Genomic DNA, 20,325 nt, shown 5'->3' with positions numbered 1-20,325 from the left:
GGAGTCTTAGGCGTTAGCCTGCGATCTCCCCCAACTTATTCTTATTTGCCAAAATACTGCTTATAGCTATCCGCAAATTCTTTGTATGCTTTCTTCAAATCCGGATTTTCATTCAGTTTATCCACATAGCTCTTGTACTCATCCATGGTAATCTGGCCAACAATCGCTTTCGTTGCCATAGCCTGCCATTCCTTCTCATACTTCGGCCACACGTTTGTCCATGTGCTCGAATTGATGATCGAGAACGGATTTAGCTTTCCTACTTGCCCATAGACTTCGACTTCCTTCATTTTTGCATCGTTGTAAGCTTTCGGGGCTGAAGGATTGAGCACTTTCATCTTGTTGTTAAACGCCAGAGAAAATACCTGATTGGCATTGGTGGTGACCTGTTTGACTCCCAGATCTGTCAGCTGCGGTTGACCATCCACGACTTTGTTGTGGACACCTTCAATACCGTAATAGTTGAAATCCGTATATTCCGCCGTCGTCGTTTTCTCGAAATAATCAAGAATTTGTTTCACTTTAGCTTCTGGCACTTTTTTGGAAATATAGAAAGCGCCGAATGTCGGATTCGCCAAACTGACCGTCACACCGCCAGGCCCTTTCAGTGGAGGAAGGGTGATGACCTTCGCGTCAGGTTGTGTCTTCTGATTCATCTGCTCCCAAGTATAATCGCGCCAAATATTTCGTACATAGGAAGCAGCGCGCCCCGTAGCATACATTTCTTCCGCTTGTGTTTTCTTCATTGAAGAGAATTCTTTCGCCAGAATGCCGTCCGCATACAATTTGCGAAGCCATTCAACCATTGCGGTATAATTAGGAGTCAATTGATTCTTGATCATGCCGCCGTCTTTATCGTAAACCGGATCAAGACCGCCAAAGGCTCCCGAATAAGTATCATCGCCGTCAGCCAGCAAGAAACCGTGACCGATGATGCCGATCGTATCTTTCTTACCGTTACCATCTACGTCGCTGTCCACAATTTTCTTCAGATCTGCTGCATACTCATCAATTGTTGTAGGTATTGGCAGATTCAGCTTATCCAGCCAATCCTTGCGCATCTTGATGCCCAAATCGATTTGCGGACGGTTGCGTGGAAGGCCGTATACCTTGCCATCCAATTTCATAAAGTTCCACACATTCGGGCCGCTGTTATTTTTCATGTTCGGGTATTTGCTGAAATCACCGAGGAATGGTGTCAAATCCCAGAATGCTCCTTGATTAATCGCTTGAAGCAAGGTAGGTCGTGTTATATTGGTAGATACAATAATTTCAGGCAAATTCCCTGATGCTAATACCAGGTCAAATTTCGTATCGTAATCACCTGATGGAACCCATTCCATATTCAATTGGGTGTTCGTTTTTTTCTGCCATTCCGTCCAATACTCATCCTTCATGTCCGGCACATCCGCATAGGATGGAACGAGGAACTGAAGTTTTAACGGCTCCGTTGATGCCGCCTTATTCGAATCCCCCTGTTTAGCCGCACTATCTGCAGCTCCCGCTGGTGCGCTGTTATCCCCACATCCTGCCAAGACGCCAACTGAAAGCATGCTGACCATTACCATAGTGAAACACTTTCGATACAGCTTTGACATCGGAACCCCTCCTCAAGTTAGATCGAATCACATGACCATTTGCAAGTAATCTCTATTTCGGTAACGCTTACATTATTGATTCTAGCCTCTTATCTGGAGGCACGTTAGCGACAATTCTTGTTATAGCGTCCAATTTGAGCCAATAACAAATATTGTCCGACCGGAATAAATTGTCTGATTCCTCATTGTAGCACGTGCGGCAAGCGCATTAGTAGCGGGAAGTTATCATCTTCTTGCGGGTGTAGAATTCAACACCGTCTTTACCATTGGCATGCAGATCGCCATAGAAGGATTTCTTGAAACCCGAGAATGGAAAGAAGGCCATTGGTGCAGGCACCCCGACATTAACGCCGAGCATTCCCGCATCGATCTGCTCTCGAAATTGTCTGATCGCTTTCGCGCTGTCCGTATATAGACACGCGCCATTCGCAAATTCTGAGCGGTTAGCGATGTCAATCGCTTCCTTCAAGCTGCTCGCGCGAACGATACTTAAGACCGGTGCAAAGATTTCGTCCTGCCAAATCTTCATATCGGTTTGGACCCCGTCAAAAATAGTCGGACCGAGAAAATAACCACTCTCCTGCGTCGCAGCCGCATTTCGTCCGTCCACTATTATAGAAGCTCCTTCACAAATACCCGCTTCAATGTAGTCTATCGTCCTTTCTTTATGGGACAACCGGATAACCGGACCGAGGAAAACATCTCGTTCGAGCCCGTTGCCGATCTTCAATCGGCTTGCTGCTTCCTTCAATTTATGAACCAAAGGATCTGCGACATCTCCTACGGCTACGACCACGGAACACGCCATGCACCGTTCGCCGGCCGAACCGAACGCTGCGCTCAAGATATTGCTGACAGTAAGTTCTAGATCTGCATCAGGCAGCACAATACTATGATTTTTGGCTCCTGCCAGCGCTTGAACTCTCTTGCCATGAGCGGCGGAGGATTTGTACACATACTCTGCAACAGGTTGGGAACCTACGAACGAGATCGCCTGGATGTCCGGATGCTCGATCATCCCGTTAACGATCTCCTTCGAGCCGTGCACAATGTTGAACACGCCATCCGGAAGCCCCGCCTCGGTGAACAACTCTGCCAAACGGTTCGCTAACAACGGCGTTCTTTCCGATGGCTTCAGAATAAACGTATTCCCGCAAGCAATCGCTAACGGAAACATCCAGCATGGCACCATCATCGGAAAATTAAAGGGCGAGATCCCCGCAACGATACCAAGCGGATACCGGTACATGCCCGATTCGATACCTGTCGCAATGTCGGGCAGCTGGGAACCCATCATCAGTGTTGGTGAACCCGCCGCAAACTCAACGCATTCGATTCCACGCTGCACTTCACCATAGGCTTCCGTGTAGCTTTTGCCATTCTCCTGTGTAATAAGCCGGGCAAGCTCCTCCCAGTGGTCTACCAAGAGCTGCTGGTATTTAAAAAGAATGCGGGCACGCTTCGGTACCGGGGTCTCTCTCCAAGCTTCGAAGCTGCTGCGCGCTGCTTCTACTGCTGCATGCAAGTCGCTGCGCGAAGACAGGGGGACTCGCGCAATAGCTTCTCCTGTCGCCGGGTTCGGTACGATCTCATAGGACGAACTATCGGAGGGTACCCACCTGCCCCCGATATAATTGTGTAAAACCGGAATCGTTGTCATCGCGCCGCTCCTTCTTCCCTTATCCATTCGTAGTCGTAGCAAATACGATATAGCGCTTCAATTTCACCTGCGGTTACAGATCTCGGATGATTACCGGGACTTCCGCTAGCCATCGCGTCAGCAGCCATCTGTGGAATCGCTTTATCAAACGCTTCGCGATCTATTCCCCAATCACGTAAATTAGTAGTGTTCAAGAGACTGCATAAGGTACGGACCTCCTCCAGAACGGCGGCTGACAGCCTGTCGCTCCCGCTGTCAACGAGATCGGGCCGCATCACGCGCCCGATCTCAACAATACGCTCCTGCGCATATCCCAAAGTAAATTCAAGGACGGCGGGCATCAGCATCGCATTGGATATTCCGTGGGGTACATGGAATATCGCTCCCAGCGGCCGGGACATCCCATGGATCAATGTCACCGAAGCGTTGGAGAATGCGGCACCTGCCAACATAGAGCCAAGTGCGATTTGAGCGAAGTCTTCCGCATCTCCCTTTTTCGCATAACAGACAGGCAAATGTTTGATCAGTAAGGCAATTGCTTGCAGAGCCCAACCGTCACTTAGTGGATTGGCCTTCCGGGACCAGTAGGCCTCGATGGCGTGGCACAAAGCGTCGATGCCCGAAGATGCGATGACAGACGGAGGGCACGACATACACAGCAGCGCATCTATAATCGCAACTTGCGGCACCAACTCCGGCTGCGCGATCATCATTTTGACATCCCTTCGGGTATCAATAATGACCGTCACTTTCGTGACCTCAGACCCTGTACCCGCCGTCGTCGGTATGGCAATCAACGGCAGTGGCCGATTAGCGAACTTGTTCATACCCAAGACATAGTCTCCGATATATCCTGAGTTCGTCATCATAACAGCCGTCGCCTTGGCGGCATCGATGCAGCTGCCTCCACCCAAAGCGACAATCACATCGCACTGCTCCTGCCGGCAGATGGCTAGCGCTTCATTAACGTGGAGGTCTGTCGGCTCCGTATCGACACCACTATAGACCGCACACGAGAAGCCTGCTTGTTCCAAATAATTTCTGCACGTCTCGACGTGACCGATTTGTTCCATAATAGGATCGCTAACGATTAAAACTTTGGTCCCTAGACCTGACGCATAGGAAGCCACCCCTGAGAAAGCTCCTAGCCCAATGCTGATTCTCAGCGGCATCATAATCTCATGTATCATGCTTAGTACCCCCTCATTCAAAAACAACGACATCATAATCCAAGATGCTGGACACGACGACTGAAACAGCATCTTCTTCTCTGATCATTGCTAACGGGCTATGGTCGGATAACCTAAAAGCTCGCTGCGGCACGAAATCGTCGCCTAACGGCAAAGAAATCGTCACGTCACGGGCCGGAATGAGTTGTCTAAACATTCTACGACCGCCATTAACGTTCACTAGATGAACCAGACGCCGTTGTTCTTGAACCCTTAATGTTGCCACCAACGTTTCTGGACCCTCCACCTGTAAAGGCAAACGCTCCCTTGTTGTCCATAGCACCGCATTTACCAGCAAAAGCGCCCAATCCGGATAACCGTATCGCGCAAACGCCGTATCCTGTTGTCCTGGAAAATAAACGGTTCTGCCGCCGCCCGCATGCTCCCTCGCAATCAACATCGGTATTCCGGTATCCAGTTCCAGCGTGTACGACTGCCCCTCGGGGAAAACACGGAATGGTGCGGATAACGTCAATGGCACCACGAACTCTTTGTCAGCGGTCACTCGGCAATAAGCGTTTGAAGCCGGAATTACCGTTGTATCTCCAAGTCTATCCAGCAAGGGGTGTGAGGAATTTTGTACATTCAAATAACTTTGTTTATATACACCATTCTCCTCTCCCATTACAGAATTCGTACTTATATAGGAGGCACCTAATAAATTTGCCAGTAAAAAGTCTGACCGCTTGCTGCCATCCGTATCAAACAAGGAAGTTTCAAACGTGGCGATGACACTGCCGCCGTTCTTCGCATATTGGCTGAGTGCAGCAGCCGTCTCTTCTGACATGCAAGCAGTGGATGGCAGGATGATCGCCCGATATTTGCCGAGATTACCCTTCTTCACTACGGCATCCGAGATGATATCAAACGGAATGTGATTGTCCGATAACGCCAATTCAATTCCTCTGATCGCGTCGACATAGTTAAGCTTGGGCTTTTCTTTTCCGTAGTAAAAGAGGGTATCCTGGGAGTATACGATGGCTACGTTTGCTCCGGATCGGTCATCGTTATAATATTCTTGATTGTCAGCCACGAAGTGATAGAGCGATTTCACAGCCGGAAAACCTCTCTGATCCTGATGCCCCTCAATCGGTCCTCCGGATAGATTCAAGATGGCATTGCCCCCGTTAGCATAAATCTGGGCCATATACACCTTTTGTTCTGCCGGCGGCACAGCATTTCTACGCCACGGCCACGCTTGGAAATAGGAGGCCAGCACCCATGGCTGATGATCGCTGACATTGTCAAGGAAGTTCGCTTCCTCTGCAGGCCACAGCAGAAAGTCCCAATGGCTTGAATCACCTTCCACACGGATCCGGGTTTGTGCTTCCACTTGAACCGCGTCGATATAGGCCGCCATTCCTTCAATATCTAACGCACCTTTGGTCGTCCATCCTGTTTCCCCAAAGCACACGCTGTTGCACATAACCGGCATATTGGGGTCGAGCGATTTCACTAAATCATATAGAAATTTAGAGCGCTCCACGACACGCTGCTGACGCCACCGTTGAAAAGTTCCCCAAACAGGATCGTTCCAATCCTCTTTCACCGGAATTTGGCTGCCGGCATAAGCTCCGAATGCTTCTCTGCAGCGGGCACAGTGACAGATGCCGTTTCCATAAGAGGAAAAACCGTAGCTTCCTCCGCCGAATTTGATACCATCGACCTCGTAGCGCATTACGATTTCACGTAAAATTTCTGCTAAATATTCATTTTGATATCCGCTTAGTGGACAAGCGATATAAAAATCGCCCAAATCCTGATTGGCTTTGTACGGCTTGCCTTCGTGGTCGCAGGAGCACCACTCCGGATGTTCTAATGCAGCATTACCTGGAATCAGACTCAGGTCCATTGCCGCTACTGCGCGGATATCATAAGATTGAACCGCTTTCACAATGTCCCCTGTCAGATCCCGATCTCCCAGAAAGGGACTCTTTCTGATCGACAAGTTAGTAGGATGCACCGTCACATACCCTGCACAAAAAAACGACAGCACATTTACGCCGAGTTCATTCAAATCTTTCGCAAAACGTTCCGTGTCAAAATCAAGACAATCTATATCCCTGATTGTAAGATGTACGCCTCTGCTTCGCTTACTCAACCAATCTGATTTCGCCATATTCATCCCCCAATATGAGTCATGTGAACACTGCCCAATTTGATTATAGATACGGTTAGTGCCGCATCCTATAGACACTTTTTGTTACATTGCCTCGGCTCTTGCTCAGCGCAATATTTGTCCAAGAAGACATGATTTGTCCTTCTGTATTTATTGAAGTCATTCCCTCGCTGATGTCTGATCATTGCCGTATACAAAGGCGATATCTGCAAGCACCTGCGGACGATACAGCTCCCATGAGAAGGGTGTCTTGCCAAGGTGCATCAAGGGATGTTCTACATAGTGCGACTTGGTAACTGCGATCAGCCGCTCCCAATGCCCGGCTGCGTGAGGTGCCTCCAGAAGCTGAATCGCATTAAGGCGTTCGGCTTCATCTCCAGTTCTTCTATAAAGCTCATAAGAAACGGCAGCCCGCAGTTTATCCGCAAAATAATAAGTCAAATGAGCCCACGCTTCAATGTCAGCCTTTTCGCAACAGAGTACTGGTGTATCGGCTTTAATAGCCGCCAACCATTCGAGTCCGCGATTTGCATCCTCCTCAAGCGTCTCTGCCAGTCCAAGCGGTGAAACCTTGTCCGTTGTTTGTCCTTCTAAGCGTTGGTCCACATATTCGGATACCGATAAATAATGTGGATTGAACGTTTTCCGCTCCAGAAGATCTTGCAGCGAAATAAACGATGCGCCTCCATCGTATTCCGCTTCGTCCGTAGACATGAAGCCTTCGGCATATAAGGTGAAATCCCATGTGAATGAATACATGGAAGCGAGAGCCATTGGCATTTTGCAGACGGCTGCATACGCTTTCAACAATGGCACTCCAATCGGTGCACGGTGGCGCTGCTCAATCGCTTTCTCAAATACACGGTCAGGTGTATCCGGTTCATACAGGAGTCTTCCCCATAGCATGTAATAGAGCCAGTTTTTTTCAAACAGATAGGTCCAATCCTTATGATCGCTATCCTTCAGATGGGAATAATCGATGCCGGGGATCATGCATTCCGACCCGATATAGTAGCCCCCAACATAGTCCTGCCCGTTCTCTACAATATGCTCCCGAATGAAATCCGGCTGCGCCCAGCGAAGCGTGAAGAAGTCCTCGTTGCGAACCATCCAAGTGATTTTATAATTCGTTGGCGATGGCTTCCAGTACCCCTCCATCCCCTGTGAGCCGCCATGCGTCAGAAGCAGCTTGGAGGAAGAGTAGGCATGCGACCAATTGAATTTAACTTCCACCCATACCGGTTCAGGCATAAAGCCATTACTTTCTATCGCATTACGCGTGATGGACGGATCTACGGAAAACGGTGCGCGATGAATGAATTTCACGGGCCGGCTTGCTTGCTTCATCCCCTCAAAATACACGTCATTCACCCAATCCTGCCGACTTTGGGGAGACATATCGTTCATTCTTTCCCCTAGCGAGATTCCGAGCCCGGTCAGATCCGGATACTCATCGATCAGTTGAGTAACACATTCTCGGGTATATTGTTTGATCATGTCCGTGGAGTACGAATCGCCATAATGATAAAAGGTTTCATCGCTTATCGCTTGAGGATCATAATGCTCCCGATAGGCTTCCGATACGAATATGTTCCAATTGACCATATACGTCTCGATTCCGCGTTCTTTGGCCATCCGGAATAAAGCGGTCCAATACTGCTTCCACTCCGTTAGTTCTTCCTCATTGAAAGGGCATGCCTCTGGGAAATGCACAGGACGAATCATGTATGGAAACGGGTGCAAATTCCATAGCGTAAGAACGTTATAGCGATTCTGGGCCATCATATCGAGAAACTTTTGCCAAAAGGCTAGATCGCGTACCGTGTCCTTTTGAAGTTCGAAACATTCATTCTTCCGGTAGCTTGACCAAGGAAGATTGAATTTGATGGCACGGAATGGAAAGCGAGCATTCATAACGCAAGCCGGGATTGCCAGAAGCGATCCATAACTCCGGAGTCGCTCTTCCAGCTCCAGCGTTCCATACATGGCCCCCGCTTCATCTCCGGCCAATATATACCAGGTTAAGGAGCTATGCCCTTCCCGCTTACGGATCTCGAAGCCCTCTGGAGCGACAGAGTTATCTATTGTAATGCCGTGTTTACTGGCAGCTTCCTCCTTGTCGGAGATGATGATTACACTCGTAGATATAACATTAGCTGTTATATCCAAAGGTTTAACCGTTCCCTCAATTCTTGCAATTGTGTCTATCAGCTTAGAAGCTGCAAAACGAATCATGGATGAATCCTTGTGATACATAACACCCGTAGTCACTTTTAACTCACTCCTTCCCTTCATTAAGGCTTTATCGTTGCTTCAAGCCTAATTGTAACAAGTGATTTCGAGGCATAGAACCGACAGTTCTTGATGTATCCTTCCTGTTGGATTAGGGACAATAATTGTCTTCCTGATCATTTTTTGTCCGTAGCAAGGATACACCCATGAGGAACTACAGGCTGCTATTCCAGCAAATTCAGCCCGTTTCCGCGTTCAAGCGGAACTACAGGGCCATATCTGACCGCCTGATCCCTTTTTCTCTAAGAAAACGTGCAAATAGCGGACCACAGTTCCCCTCCCCGCGAAAAAGAACCTATTTCGATGATATAGCGCTTTGCAGTTCCCGTCGTTGGGGAGGAAGGAACCGCTCAAGCGATAGCAGCAAAGATCATGGGGTGGAGTGCTCAACTCAACACAAATAATTCTGGGGTAAGCTTCGCTTACCCCAGAACCCCACATATATACATGCTGCTTAAAAAAGGTCAACCGGATCGTGTCCGGTCGACCTTCGCTTAGCTAATTGGTGTTAATTTCCGTTCTAATAATTTCGAGCCTTTAAATTCAGGCGGTATTCGACGTGCAACTCCGGTTTGAATAGCGGCCTGCACAACTTGATCTCGAATTTCTTGTACGACCTTCTCATTAAAAATGGAAGGAATGATATATTGCTCATTTAACTCATCATCTGTAACCGTGAAAGCGATGGCCTTCGATGCAGCCAGCTTCATTTCTTCATTAATTTGGCTTGCTCTACAATCAAGCGCTCCTCGAAATATGCCTGGAAAACAAAGCACGTTATTGATTTGGTTTGGAAAATCGCTTCGACCTGTGGCTATCACTCTAACATAGGGAGCAGCCGATTCGGGGTCTATCTCAGGCGTTGGATTCGCCATTGCGAAAATGATCGGATCGCTAGCCATACGATGAACCTCTTCCAGTTTTAACACGTTCGGTCCGGATACACCTATGAAAACATCAGCACCATTCATCGCATCAGATAAGCTGCCTTTGCGATCCTCCTGATTCGTGTTCTGTGCTACCCAATCCCACAATGGATTCTCGTAGGTGTTGTCACGAGTCAGAATGCCCTGACGATCAACAGCCAAGATGGTCTTAGCCCCAGCTCCCAAGAGCATTTTAATAATGGAGACTCCCGCTGCACCAATACCTACAACAACAATCCGGATATCCTCGATTCTCTTCTTAGTCAGCCTAAGGCTATTAATAAGCCCAGCTAAAACAACAACGGCTGTCCCATGTTGATCATCGTGAAACACAGGAATATCGAGCTCTTCCTTCAGACGGGATTCAATCTCAAAGCATCGCGGAGAACTGATATCCTCTAAGTTGATTCCACCAAAAGCCGGAGCGATATTCTTAATGGTTCGAATAATATCCTCTGTATCTTTGGTATTTAAGCAAATAGGAACAGCATCCACACCTGCTAATTGCTTAAACAGCATCGCCTTTCCTTCCATTACCGGCATAGCTGCTTCGGGGCCAATATCCCCCAAGCCTAGAACAGCTGTACCGTCGGAGATTACAGCAACGGTGTTGCGTTTAATCGTCAAAGTAAAGGCTTTATCCGGATTTTCATGAATCGCCATGCATACTTTTGCTACACCTGGTGTATAAACCTTCGATAAATCATCCCGGTTTTTCACAGGTATTTTGGGCTGGATCTCAATCTTGCCCCCTAGGTGCACAAGGAACGTGGGGTCCGAGATATGATGCAAAACAACACCCGGGAGCATTCTAATTCTATCCGCTATCAATTCTTCGGCTTGTTCTCCCAGATTGACCGTAATATCCCTCGTTGTCGATTGTTTATCAGAACGAATCACGTCAATGGCGACGATATCTCCGCCGACAAGGCTGACGGCATTAGCCACTTCACCGAACGTTGTTACCTTCTGATCCAGTTCAATACGCAAGATAAGGCTGTTAGATGAGGATTTCAATATACTTCTCTCCCTCCGTAATTATCTATTCGAAGCTGGCACCATAGCCTTGAATTCCCTGCGTCTTCGATGCAAGATCGGTTCTGTGTAACCACTTGGTTGTTCATACCCTTTGAAAACGAGCTCGCAAGCGGCTTGAAATGCCACGGATTGATCTAAATTATCGGTCATAGGACGGTAGGCAGGATCTCCCGCATTTTGCTCATCCACCACTTTGGCTAAACGCTGCATCGTCTTACGAATTTGATCCTCTGTGCAAATCCCATGGTGCAGCCAATTCGCCATGTGTTGACTGGAAATTCGCAAAGTGGCGCGGTCTTCCATGAGTCCCACATTGTTAATATCCGGAACTTTCGAGCAGCCAATCCCTTGCTCTACCCACCTGACAACATAACCTAGAATACCTTGCGCATTATTGTCTAGTTCCTGCTGAATTTCTTCGGGACTCCATTGCGGTTGGGCCACCACTGGAATTTCTAGGATCTCAGTAAGATAATCTTTTCTGTTCGCTTTTAAATGGTTCTGAATTTCCTTTACATCCTTTTGATGATAATGAAGCGCGTGCAATGTCGCTGCAGTCGGCGATGGCACCCATGCCGTATTGCAGCCTGCCTCAAGATGAGCAACCTTTTGCTTTAACATGTCTTTCATCAGGTCCGGCATGGCCCACATGCCTTTACCAATCTGAGCCCGGCCTTGCAAACCGCATGCCAAGCCTATGTTAACATTTGATTTCTCATAACCTTGCAGCCAGCTGGATGACTTCATATTATTTTTGCGAATCATAGGTCCTGCTTCCATCGAAGTATGCATCTCGTCACCTGTTCGGTCCAAGAACCCCGTGTTGATAAATGCAATGCGATCCTTCACTTGGCGAATGCAAGCCTTCAAGTTCACTGAAGTACGGCGTTCTTCATCCATCACACCGATTTTGATCGTATGGCGCTCCAGCTCGAGCATATCTTCCGTACGATTAAACAATTCATTAGCAAAAGCAACTTCCTCAGAGCCGTGCATTTTAGGCTTTACAATGTATATGGAGCCTTGAAGAGAATTTCGATAAGAGCTATTTCTCAAAAGATCGTGCTTGCCAATAAGGCTAGTCACAACAGCATCCAAAATGCCTTCAGGAATTTCCTGTCCATGCTGATCTAATACCGCATTAATCGTCATCAAATGACCTACATTACGGACAAATAAAAGTGAACGCCCAGGCAAACTAAATTCCTCACCGGCAAGAGATGTATACGTCCTGTCAGGATTCAGAGTCCTTGTAATGAATGTATTCCCCTTTGGTACGGAAGCCGAGAGGTCGCCTTTCATTAGTCCCAACCAGTTCCTGTACACCAGAACCTTATCCTCAGCATCTACGGCAGCAACCGAATCTTCGCAGTCCATAATGGTCGTTAACGCCGCTTCCATGAGGATATCTTTAACGCCTGCCAGATCATTCTGACCAATCGGATGTTGACGGTCAATTTGGATCTCAACATGGATCCCATTATTTTTTAGCAAGAACGCGGAAGGATCACCTGCCAGTCCTTGATAGCCGACAAGCTGAGAAACGTCCTTCAAACCTATCGTTTCCCCATTGGCTAGCGAGACGGACAATTCGCCATTCACGATCGAATAGCGAACTGCATCGTAATGGGAGTAGTTGGACAAAGGTGCTGCTTGATCCATGAAATCCTTGGCATACGCAATCACTTTATCACCACGAATCGGATTGTACGCAGCGGTACGCTCAGCACCATCGTCTTCATCAATAACATCCGTTCCGTATAAAGCATCGTAAAGGCTTCCCCAACGGGCATTCGCAGCATTCAAAGCATATCTGGCATTATTGACTGGAACAACTAACTGAGGGCCTGCTTGATAGGCAATTTCCTCGTCTACCCCTTGTGTAGTAATTTGAAAATCTTCTACTTGCCCTTCCAAATAGCCAATTTCACGTAAAAATGATTGATAGCTCTCGAAGTCGAAATTTTCTTTATGTTGCACATGCCATTCATTAATAAGCATCTGCAGTTCATCTCGTTTGGCTAATAAAGCTTTATTATGAGGGGCCAGGTCGTGAATTAACGTATTAAAATCTGCCCAGAACTTTTCACTATGGAGTCCGCTGCCAGGAAGCACCTCTGATTGAATAAACTGATAAAGTACTTCAGCAACTTGTAGACTTCCTACTTTTACATATTCGCTCATATGGATGTCTCCTTTTACAAATTGGATGATAGTTTTTGAGCCCGAACTGGATTTTGCAGATGACCGATCCCTTCAATATAACAATCAACAATATCGCCATCTCGGACTAAATCCGCACCGGCAGGTGTTCCAGTCAGAATGACATCTCCTGGCATAAGGGTCATAAACCGGCTGATGTACGAGATCATGCTATCGATAGGTGTAATGATGCGTTCCATGAGTGCATCCTGCTTAACGGTACCGTTCACTGTTGCTTGAATACGAGCAGAGTGATAATCGAAATCGGTTACAATGACCGGACCAAGTGGGCAAAATGTATCAAATGATTTGCCAATCGTCCAATGGCCCTCGGGATGGAAATAATTAAAAGCGCCAAAGTCATTGGTTACCGTGAAACCGAAGATCACATCGTCTACCTGTTCGGGGGCTATGTTTCTCGCTTCTTTCCCGATAATGACGGCAAGCTCTGATTCGAACTTGATCTCATCCGTTCCAAGGGGCAGCAGCACAGCGTCCTCGGGTCCGACAACGGTGCTCAATGGCTTGAAGAACAGGATCGGCATGTCTGGAATGGCTGGCTTAGGTTCCCCTTCGCCGACAAAATTTCTACCGATACCGATGATGTGTCTCGGGATAATAGGCGCTTTGAGCCCAACATTCTGCAAGGAGAATGTCTTCCCTGTAAGAATACGAGAGGTGAATAGATCTCCTGTAAACTCATGAATCTCAGAGTTATCAACAATCCCACTGCGTACCTCTGATTCACCAGGTATCGTAAAACGAGCTAATTTCATAAGAAAAGCCGCCTTTCTTGTTCATTATTATGAACAACGTTCTATATTTTGTATTTAAATTGATCTTGCCATAGTTTTCCGTTTGTGTCAATGGGATTTTGCCAGCGTACGTTCAAACACTTGCATAGAAAAAAGTCCCGATTCACCTAAGTGACCCGAGACTTCAATTCTTATATATTCGTTGACATCCGCTTCGCTAGTGAGCGTATTTCATTAACGGTTTCGTCCTTCTTCCCCTCCCAATGATGGATGGGCATTGAGCAGCTGACCGCTGCAACTACAGTACCTAGACGGCGAACGGGTGCAGCAACACAGCAAAATCCCATTACTCCTTCTTGTATATCTAAGGAGTACCCCTCTACACGCACTTTCTCCAATTCTTGCAAAAATGCCGACCGCGAACCAATGGTATGAACGGTTATCTTGTGGAGCGATTCCTGCGGAAATACTCGGCTGACTTGCTCGGCATCCATATCGATCATCAACGATTTGCCAAGACCAGTTGCATGAGCCGGGATACGAATGCCCGGCCCCGAGACCATCTGCACCGGTGTCGGAGCTTCCACTTTGGTCAGATAGAGAACTTCGCTTCCATCCAAACGAGCCATTTGCACGGATTCTTGCAGCTTACGCATAACTGGCTCAGCCATTCGCCTAAACTCTTCAATAAGGTCATACTGACGAAAATAAGCGCTGCCTAGATCACCAACTGCGCTTCCAAGCGCGTAGGTTTCATTTCTGTCCCGGTTAATCCATTGCAGCCGCTCCATTGTCTGAAGAAGAGAGTACAGCGTACTTTTGCTGATACCCAAGTGCTTGGACAAGTCGGACAACTTCCATTTGTATGGCTCCTCAGTCAGTAAGGTAAGTACAGCATGTGCCCGGTCCAGAGCGGGGACGGCATACTTTTGCTCCATTTTGTCACGTCCTTTATATGATAAACATCGTTCTGTATTTTGATCGCATTATCCCTAGATGCTACCATGCGCTCAACGGCTAGTCAATGTAGAAAACATAAAGTGCCCATTCATCCACCTGCTGTTTGTAAGCGGTGATGAATCGGCACTTCATTACATTTATCATAAAAGTCCAGTTAGCCTTTTACGGAACCTAACATAACTCCCTTGGCAAAATGCTTTTGCAAGAAAGGATATATAACTAAAATCGGCACCATGGCGAGCACAATCGAAGCCATACGAATCGTTTCCTGTGGCAGTACTCTATCGTCACTGCCGACAGATCCTGCACCACTGGCATCGGAATCGATAACCAACGACTTGACCAGTACCTGCAAGGTCCATTTCTTCGCATCGCTCAAATAAACTAAAGCATTGAAGTACGTATTCCAATACGAAACTGCAAAGAACAGGACAAAAGCAGCAATCGCCGGCATGGATAAAGGAATGACGATACGCCAGAATACACCGATATCCGAGCACCCGTCAATTCGAGCAGCATCTTCCAGCTCCGGAGGCAGCGAATCCAGAAATCCTTTGATTACAATTAAGCTCCATGCATTCGTAAGACCTGATAAGATTAAAGACCAATGCGAGTTCAACAGGTTCATATCTTTCATTAATAAATAGTTAGGCAAAATACCTGCGTTGAACACCAAGGTAAAAATAACGCCACCGAGCATTAATTTCCGGCCGGGTACATGTTTCTTGGTCATCACATACGCAAATGTAAATGAGATAAGAATACTAAGCACAGTCCCTATTCCTGTCACGAATACGGTGCTTTTCAGGGCGTTAATGAAGCTATTCGTTGACAAAATATATTTGTACGCAGACAGCGACCATTTTTCCGGGAAAAAATAAAATTGCAGAGGCACATAGACATCCGGATCGGTGAAGGAAACGCTGAATACATAAATGAATGGAAATACGCAGGCTATAGAAATGATTGCAAGCAGCGAGTAGTTAATATAATCGAAAACCGTCAACTTCTTGGTTGTAACATAACTCATGGGTTCTCCTCCTTAATAAATCCCCTCTTGCCCAAGCTTCTTCACGACGTAGTTGGACAGCATAACAAGGATCAAGCCCACAACGCCCTTGAACATACCTACCGTCACACCGACGCTGATTTTGCCCCCGAGTATGCCAATGGTGTACGCATAAGTATCGAACACCTGGGAAACTGAGGTTACCAGTGGATTGTTCATCAATAAGATTTGTTCAAAACCGACATCTGCCATATGCCCTAGTCTTAGAATAAGCAAGATAATAATAGTCGGGCGAATCGCCGGCAGCGTCACATGCCATATCTGCTTCATTCTCGACGCGCCATCTATGACGGCAGCTTCATATTGTTGAGGGTCAACGCCAGCCATTGCGGCTAAGAAAATAATCGTCCCCCAACCCACTTCCTTCCACATGCTTTGAGCGGTAAGCAGTCCCCAGAATAGATTAGGATTGGACAAAAAGGATACCGTTTCGAAGCCCATATTCGAAATCAGTTTATTGATTAACCCTACATCCGTGGAGAGCATAAAGAACGTCATACTAGCAACAACGACCCATGATAGAAAATGCGGTAAATAGACGATCGACTGATTGATCCGTTTGAACGTTTCATGCCGGATTTCATTGAGCATCAAAGCCAGCAAAATCGGAAGAGGGAACATAAAAATGATCCCAAAAATATTAATGGCAAACGTATTTCTCAACATGAGATAGAAGATCTCACTCTTAAATAATTCAGTGAAATTGGTGAATCCAATCCATTCGCTCCCCCATAGGCCTTTAAAAGGGTTGTATTCCTTGAAGGCAATCAAGAGCCCCCATAAGGGCGCGAATTTAAATATGAGGAAATATAGGATGCCCGGCGCAGCCAGGGCATACATCCATTTACTTTGCACCATGGCAGCCCACAACCGTGAGCGTTCATGTACGCGCGTACTTTTTACAATTGTCTGTACCTTTGTTTGCATGTGAAGCACCTCGCCCGTTTATTCGCTCACTTGATACTCGGCCTTTTCAAGCCATTCCGGCCGTACCGTGATGCCCCAGCCTGGTCCTTGCGGAACCTGTACTGCACCGTCAGAAACTGTCAACGGCTCTACAAAAAGTCCATTCGTCCAAGCGTCCTCTTCAATCGTATATTCCATGTATTTCCCTGCGTTCGGAATGGCGGAGACCATATGCAGCGTAAATACGGTCAACATCGATAAATTCGCGGCATGCGGTGTACAGGTCATTCCCACTGCTTCGGCCATTCGAGCTACTTCAAGTGCGCGGCTCAAGCCTCCAACATAGCAAATATCCGGTTGAACGATATCGACTGCACGCATCTGGATCATCCGTTTGAACTGCACCAAGTCCGTATCCTGCTCACCGCCGGTTACCGGAATATCGAGTGCGTCAGCTACTTGCTTCGTCCACTCCAACTCCATGTAAGGGCAAGGCTCTTCAAAGTGGCATACCCCGTAGTCCGCAAGCATTTTACCTGTTTCAATCGCCTTAGCCGGCGTGAGTCCACTGTTCGCATCGACATAAAGCTGTGTGCTGTCACCAATCGCAGCCCTTACAGCCCGGACAACCTCTTCCGAACGGCCCGGATATACGTCCACATCATTCGCGAAATTGTTGGCAATCCGAATTTTGAAAGCTTCGATCCCCTGCGTTTCCTTGAGACGCAATATCCGGTTAGCTTCCTCCTGCGGCGAAATGTTGCGCTTCATGCTGGAGCCGTATATTTTTACTTTGCCAGGCTGACCCCCGAGCAATTCACTTACACTTTTGCCCATCCTTTTCCCCTTCAAATCCCATAAAGCCGTGTCCAGACCTCCGACAGCTCTACAAATGTATGAACCTGGAAATTTATGTTCTTCTCTAACAACCTTTTCAGCCAATGCTTCGATTTGATCTAAGTCTGCCCCCAGTGCGTGTGGAGCTACTTGCTGATGCAGCACCAGCGCAGAAATATTAGCATGATAAGGAGCAATCTGCCCATAGCCCTGCAATCCATCTTCCGAAGTGACGCGGACAACGGAAAGCTGGCGGGTTGTAAACGTTTCGATACGCTTAATTTTCATTTTATAGTTCTCCCATCTTCCTTAAATTTCTTACTACCTGTACTGGGAGCGAAATTGCCCCGGTGTCATCTGAACATGCCGCTGAAAGATGCGGATAAAGTTGCGCTCGGAATATCCGATCGCCGTGGCAACTTCATTGATGCTTTGATCTGTGTCTTTTAGCAAACGTCTTGCCTGATCAATCTTCGTTTCTACCACATACTCAAGAAAGTTCTTTCCGACCTTTTTCTTAAACAACCGGCTCAGGTAAGAGGGGCTTACCCCTACTCTTTCAGCACAATGCACCAAGGACAAATCATTTCCGTAATTGTTATGAATATATTGACACACCCACTGAATCGCTGATTCACTAGATGCTTCTCTATCATTTTTCGTTAACCACAGATACACCGGAAATAAGGATTCCTCGAACCAATCGTTCATTTCCTTCGATGTTTGTTTGTTTCTTAGCTGCCCGAAAAAATTATGCTCCATAATGTCGACTACATTCGCACCCTGCTTCTCAAGAGCCACGATAAAAGAAGATAAGAAAATATGATAGCTTTGATAAATAAACACATAGGATTGTGAATGTCGCAATATTTCTGTAAATTTCTCGAAATGCTGAATCGCCGAGGGCAGATCTTCTTGCTCAAGTGCATGAAGAATCGCTTCCTGCAGCTCTACTGGATACCGAAGCAATGACTGGGTTTTCCCAAGCTCGAAATCGTCAATAAATAATAGCGGTTCCGCATCCCGAAATATCCGGTATTGCAAAGCATGATTCGCTTCCTTATAGGAAACCGGAACGTCCGCAATGTAAGGGTAGAAACGTCCGATACACACATTAACTTCGAAGGATAAATACTTATGGAACGCCTCGATCATCGCATAAGCGTAGTTCGAAGTCAGTTCCTTCATGGCCGTCTGCTCCATTTCGGGCTTGAATTGCAGAATCGCAACGCCTCTGCCCTGAAAGGGAACCACATAGCCTTCAAGATCATGCTGACTCAGCAGCTCCTGCATGACATTAGCCAAGGAAAATGCGACGATTCCTTTCTCTTCCGGCAAAAATCGCTTCTCTTTATAGATATGGTCCGCATCGACAACGAGCACGACACTGGTCAATTCAATTCCAACCCCATAAGTTAGGCAATTCTGAAGCAGCGTTTGATTAGCCGTGTAATCACCACTTAGCAGCTTGAAGAGAAACTTCTCGCGCAAGGACGGCTCCATGTTTTGCACATAACTTTCCAACTTCTCCGTCTCATTGCTTAAATAATCAAGAGACTCCTTAATAATATCCAGCTCATTTGCTTTCGGCTCGACACCATGACCACGCAGCGAACGGCTGTGATTAATCAGTTGACCGATAGGCGTATAAGCCCTCTTGGAGGTAATATACGTCAGCAGAATGCCGACACCTACAAATACAAGGACAATGAGCGCCGTCATCTCACGAATCCAGCTTAATTGATCCGTAATAACCTGTTCCGGCGTCACAGATACGTAAGTTCTGGAAAACACATTTTTCACGTAGTGATATTGGGCCGGCTTACCATCAATGCCTTCGGCTACAAATCTGCCTGAGTTTTGGCCCGATGCCTTAATCATTGCAATGCCTTGTAATTTGGCGGTTTCATCGGCCTGATTCCCCTGAGGGTTATGCTCAATCCCGAAAGGTTCGTTGAGCTTCACGACCATTAAATCCTGATCACCGGTTAAAAGAACCGTGTCAGTTTCCATAAATGTGCTCAGCTTGGAGGCTTCAATTTCAAAGCCAAGGACCCCCTCGGGTCCTTCATTACCAATCAATGGCAGTTGCCTATAAAAGGTAATATATCCTTCCTTGCCTTTCAGCTGTGTCCATTGTGTAGGACGTTTGATGGCGAGTAGTTCGTTAATATTTTCCTTATATTTGTAATAATCTTTCGCAATGGAGCCGTATTCATTTGAAATGACTTCCTTGCTCGTGCTGTTATATAAATAAACTTCGCTAATAAAGCTATTGTAATTTTTGACCAAAGCAATCTTTTTCAATATATCAAGCTTCAAGATGCCGCTTTCATCCTCTGGTCCAATAAGTTCCTGCTGAATGGAAGGATCATTGGCTAACTGGAGTGACTCCTGCTCAATTTCCTGTAAAACCGTTTCGGCACGATCCTTCATTATGGTCAACGACGAATCACTTTCCGTCTGTATATAGGTCTGCATCCGGTTCGTAGAAAATTGATAATACGCTATGCTAGCCAATATCACCGGAATACATACGGAAATACAGCCAAGCCAAATGAGTTTGAAGAAATACGTCCTCGTGTTCATCTGCCTCTTTTTTCCTAGTTTTTTCAGAAATATGCTGCTCCAGTTAGCCATAAGTCCTCCCCGTTCTTCTTAAGCTCCATCTTCAAGTCACTCTACGCTATCACACCAAAGGTTCGTGTGTTAAGCATAGGGAGTGGAGCCACAA

General features: G+C 46.9%; 13 protein-coding genes. All 13 read right to left on the bottom strand.

Going from position 1 to position 20,325, the window contains the following annotated elements; all coding sequences use genetic code 11:
• Positions 1 to 41 precede the first annotated feature (41 nt).
• Entirely contained in the window at positions 42 to 1,598 is a 1,557-nt protein-coding gene (locus tag GQF01_RS25400) for a type 2 periplasmic-binding domain-containing protein (protein ID WP_161409676.1), read from the bottom strand.
• A gap of 208 nt (positions 1,599 to 1,806) precedes the next feature.
• Complete coding sequence (locus GQF01_RS25395) at positions 1,807 to 3,258, bottom strand: CoA-acylating methylmalonate-semialdehyde dehydrogenase (RefSeq protein ID WP_161409674.1); 1,452 nt, start codon at positions 3,256 to 3,258, stop codon at positions 1,807 to 1,809.
• Positions 3,255 to 4,445 (bottom strand): iron-containing alcohol dehydrogenase, encoded by a 1,191-nt coding sequence (locus GQF01_RS25390; RefSeq protein ID WP_161409944.1) that lies wholly within the window; start codon positions 4,443 to 4,445, stop codon positions 3,255 to 3,257. Before GQF01_RS25390 ends, GQF01_RS25395 begins: the two co-directional genes overlap by 4 nt.
• 16 nt (positions 4,446 to 4,461) lie before the next feature.
• Positions 4,462 to 6,606: an alpha-amylase family protein gene (locus tag GQF01_RS25385; protein WP_161409672.1), complete on the bottom strand. Its 2,145-nt coding sequence runs from the start codon at positions 6,604 to 6,606 to the stop codon at positions 4,462 to 4,464.
• A 159-nt stretch (positions 6,607 to 6,765) separates the two neighbouring features.
• A complete protein-coding gene (locus tag GQF01_RS25380) occupies positions 6,766 to 8,862 on the bottom strand; it encodes a hypothetical protein (RefSeq protein WP_202556667.1) in 2,097 nt (698 codons plus the stop codon).
• Between the two features lie 530 nt (positions 8,863 to 9,392).
• Positions 9,393 to 10,841, bottom strand: coding sequence for an NAD-dependent malic enzyme (locus tag GQF01_RS25375; RefSeq protein WP_202556665.1), 1,449 nt, complete (start codon positions 10,839 to 10,841; stop codon positions 9,393 to 9,395).
• A gap of 21 nt (positions 10,842 to 10,862) precedes the next feature.
• The gene (locus tag GQF01_RS25370; protein WP_161409666.1) at positions 10,863 to 13,046 is read right to left on the bottom strand and encodes a malate synthase G; all 2,184 of its coding nucleotides are present in this window, start codon (positions 13,044 to 13,046) and stop codon (positions 10,863 to 10,865) included.
• A gap of 14 nt (positions 13,047 to 13,060) precedes the next feature.
• The gene (locus GQF01_RS25365) at positions 13,061 to 13,840 is read right to left on the bottom strand and encodes a fumarylacetoacetate hydrolase family protein (RefSeq protein WP_161409664.1); all 780 of its coding nucleotides are present in this window, start codon (positions 13,838 to 13,840) and stop codon (positions 13,061 to 13,063) included.
• Positions 13,841 to 14,010: 170 nt separating this feature from the next.
• Entirely contained in the window at positions 14,011 to 14,757 is a 747-nt protein-coding gene (locus tag GQF01_RS25360; protein WP_161409662.1) for an IclR family transcriptional regulator, read from the bottom strand.
• A gap of 176 nt (positions 14,758 to 14,933) precedes the next feature.
• On the bottom strand, positions 14,934 to 15,809 hold the full coding sequence (locus GQF01_RS25355; RefSeq protein ID WP_161409660.1) for a carbohydrate ABC transporter permease: 876 nt from the start codon (positions 15,807 to 15,809) through the stop codon (positions 14,934 to 14,936).
• Between the two features lie 12 nt (positions 15,810 to 15,821).
• The gene (locus tag GQF01_RS25350; protein ID WP_235960247.1) at positions 15,822 to 16,775 is read right to left on the bottom strand and encodes an ABC transporter permease; all 954 of its coding nucleotides are present in this window, start codon (positions 16,773 to 16,775) and stop codon (positions 15,822 to 15,824) included.
• 18 nt (positions 16,776 to 16,793) lie between these two features.
• A complete protein-coding gene (locus GQF01_RS25345; RefSeq protein ID WP_161409658.1) occupies positions 16,794 to 17,879 on the bottom strand; it encodes a mandelate racemase/muconate lactonizing enzyme family protein in 1,086 nt (361 codons plus the stop codon).
• Positions 17,880 to 17,912: 33 nt separating this feature from the next.
• Entirely contained in the window at positions 17,913 to 20,231 is a 2,319-nt protein-coding gene (locus tag GQF01_RS25340) for a helix-turn-helix domain-containing protein (RefSeq protein WP_161409655.1), read from the bottom strand.
• Positions 20,232 to 20,325: the final 94 nt, after the last annotated feature.

The sequence above is a fragment of the Paenibacillus silvestris genome (genome assembly GCF_009882985.1).
Classification (GTDB): Bacteria; Bacillota; Bacilli; order Paenibacillales; family NBRC-103111; genus Paenibacillus_E; species Paenibacillus_E silvestris.
The sequence above is the reverse complement of the archived record's forward strand: the minus strand, read 5'-3'. Positions and strand labels throughout refer to the sequence as shown.

What these genes read in the sequence shown, in the direction of transcription:
- GQF01_RS25400 (WP_161409676.1), bottom strand. Translation starts at nt 1,598, where the DNA reads ATGTCAAAGCTGTATCGAAAGTGTTTCACTATGGTAATGGTCAGCATG.
- GQF01_RS25395 (WP_161409674.1), bottom strand. Translation starts at nt 3,258, where the DNA reads ATGACAACGATTCCGGTTTTACACAATTATATCGGGGGCAGGTGGGTA.
- GQF01_RS25385 (WP_161409672.1), bottom strand. Translation starts at nt 6,606, where the DNA reads ATGGCGAAATCAGATTGGTTGAGTAAGCGAAGCAGAGGCGTACATCTT.
- GQF01_RS25380 (WP_202556667.1), bottom strand. Translation starts at nt 8,862, where the DNA reads ATGTATCACAAGGATTCATCCATGATTCGTTTTGCAGCTTCTAAGCTG.
- GQF01_RS25370 (WP_161409666.1), bottom strand. Translation starts at nt 13,046, where the DNA reads ATGAGCGAATATGTAAAAGTAGGAAGTCTACAAGTTGCTGAAGTACTT.
- GQF01_RS25365 (WP_161409664.1), bottom strand. Translation starts at nt 13,840, where the DNA reads ATGAAATTAGCTCGTTTTACGATACCTGGTGAATCAGAGGTACGCAGT.
- GQF01_RS25360 (WP_161409662.1), bottom strand. Translation starts at nt 14,757, where the DNA reads ATGGAGCAAAAGTATGCCGTCCCCGCTCTGGACCGGGCACATGCTGTA.
- GQF01_RS25355 (WP_161409660.1), bottom strand. Translation starts at nt 15,809, where the DNA reads ATGAGTTATGTTACAACCAAGAAGTTGACGGTTTTCGATTATATTAAC.
- GQF01_RS25350 (WP_235960247.1), bottom strand. Translation starts at nt 16,775, where the DNA reads ATGCAAACAAAGGTACAGACAATTGTAAAAAGTACGCGCGTACATGAA.
- GQF01_RS25345 (WP_161409658.1), bottom strand. Translation starts at nt 17,879, where the DNA reads ATGAAAATTAAGCGTATCGAAACGTTTACAACCCGCCAGCTTTCCGTT.
- GQF01_RS25340 (WP_161409655.1), bottom strand. Translation starts at nt 20,231, where the DNA reads ATGGCTAACTGGAGCAGCATATTTCTGAAAAAACTAGGAAAAAAGAGG.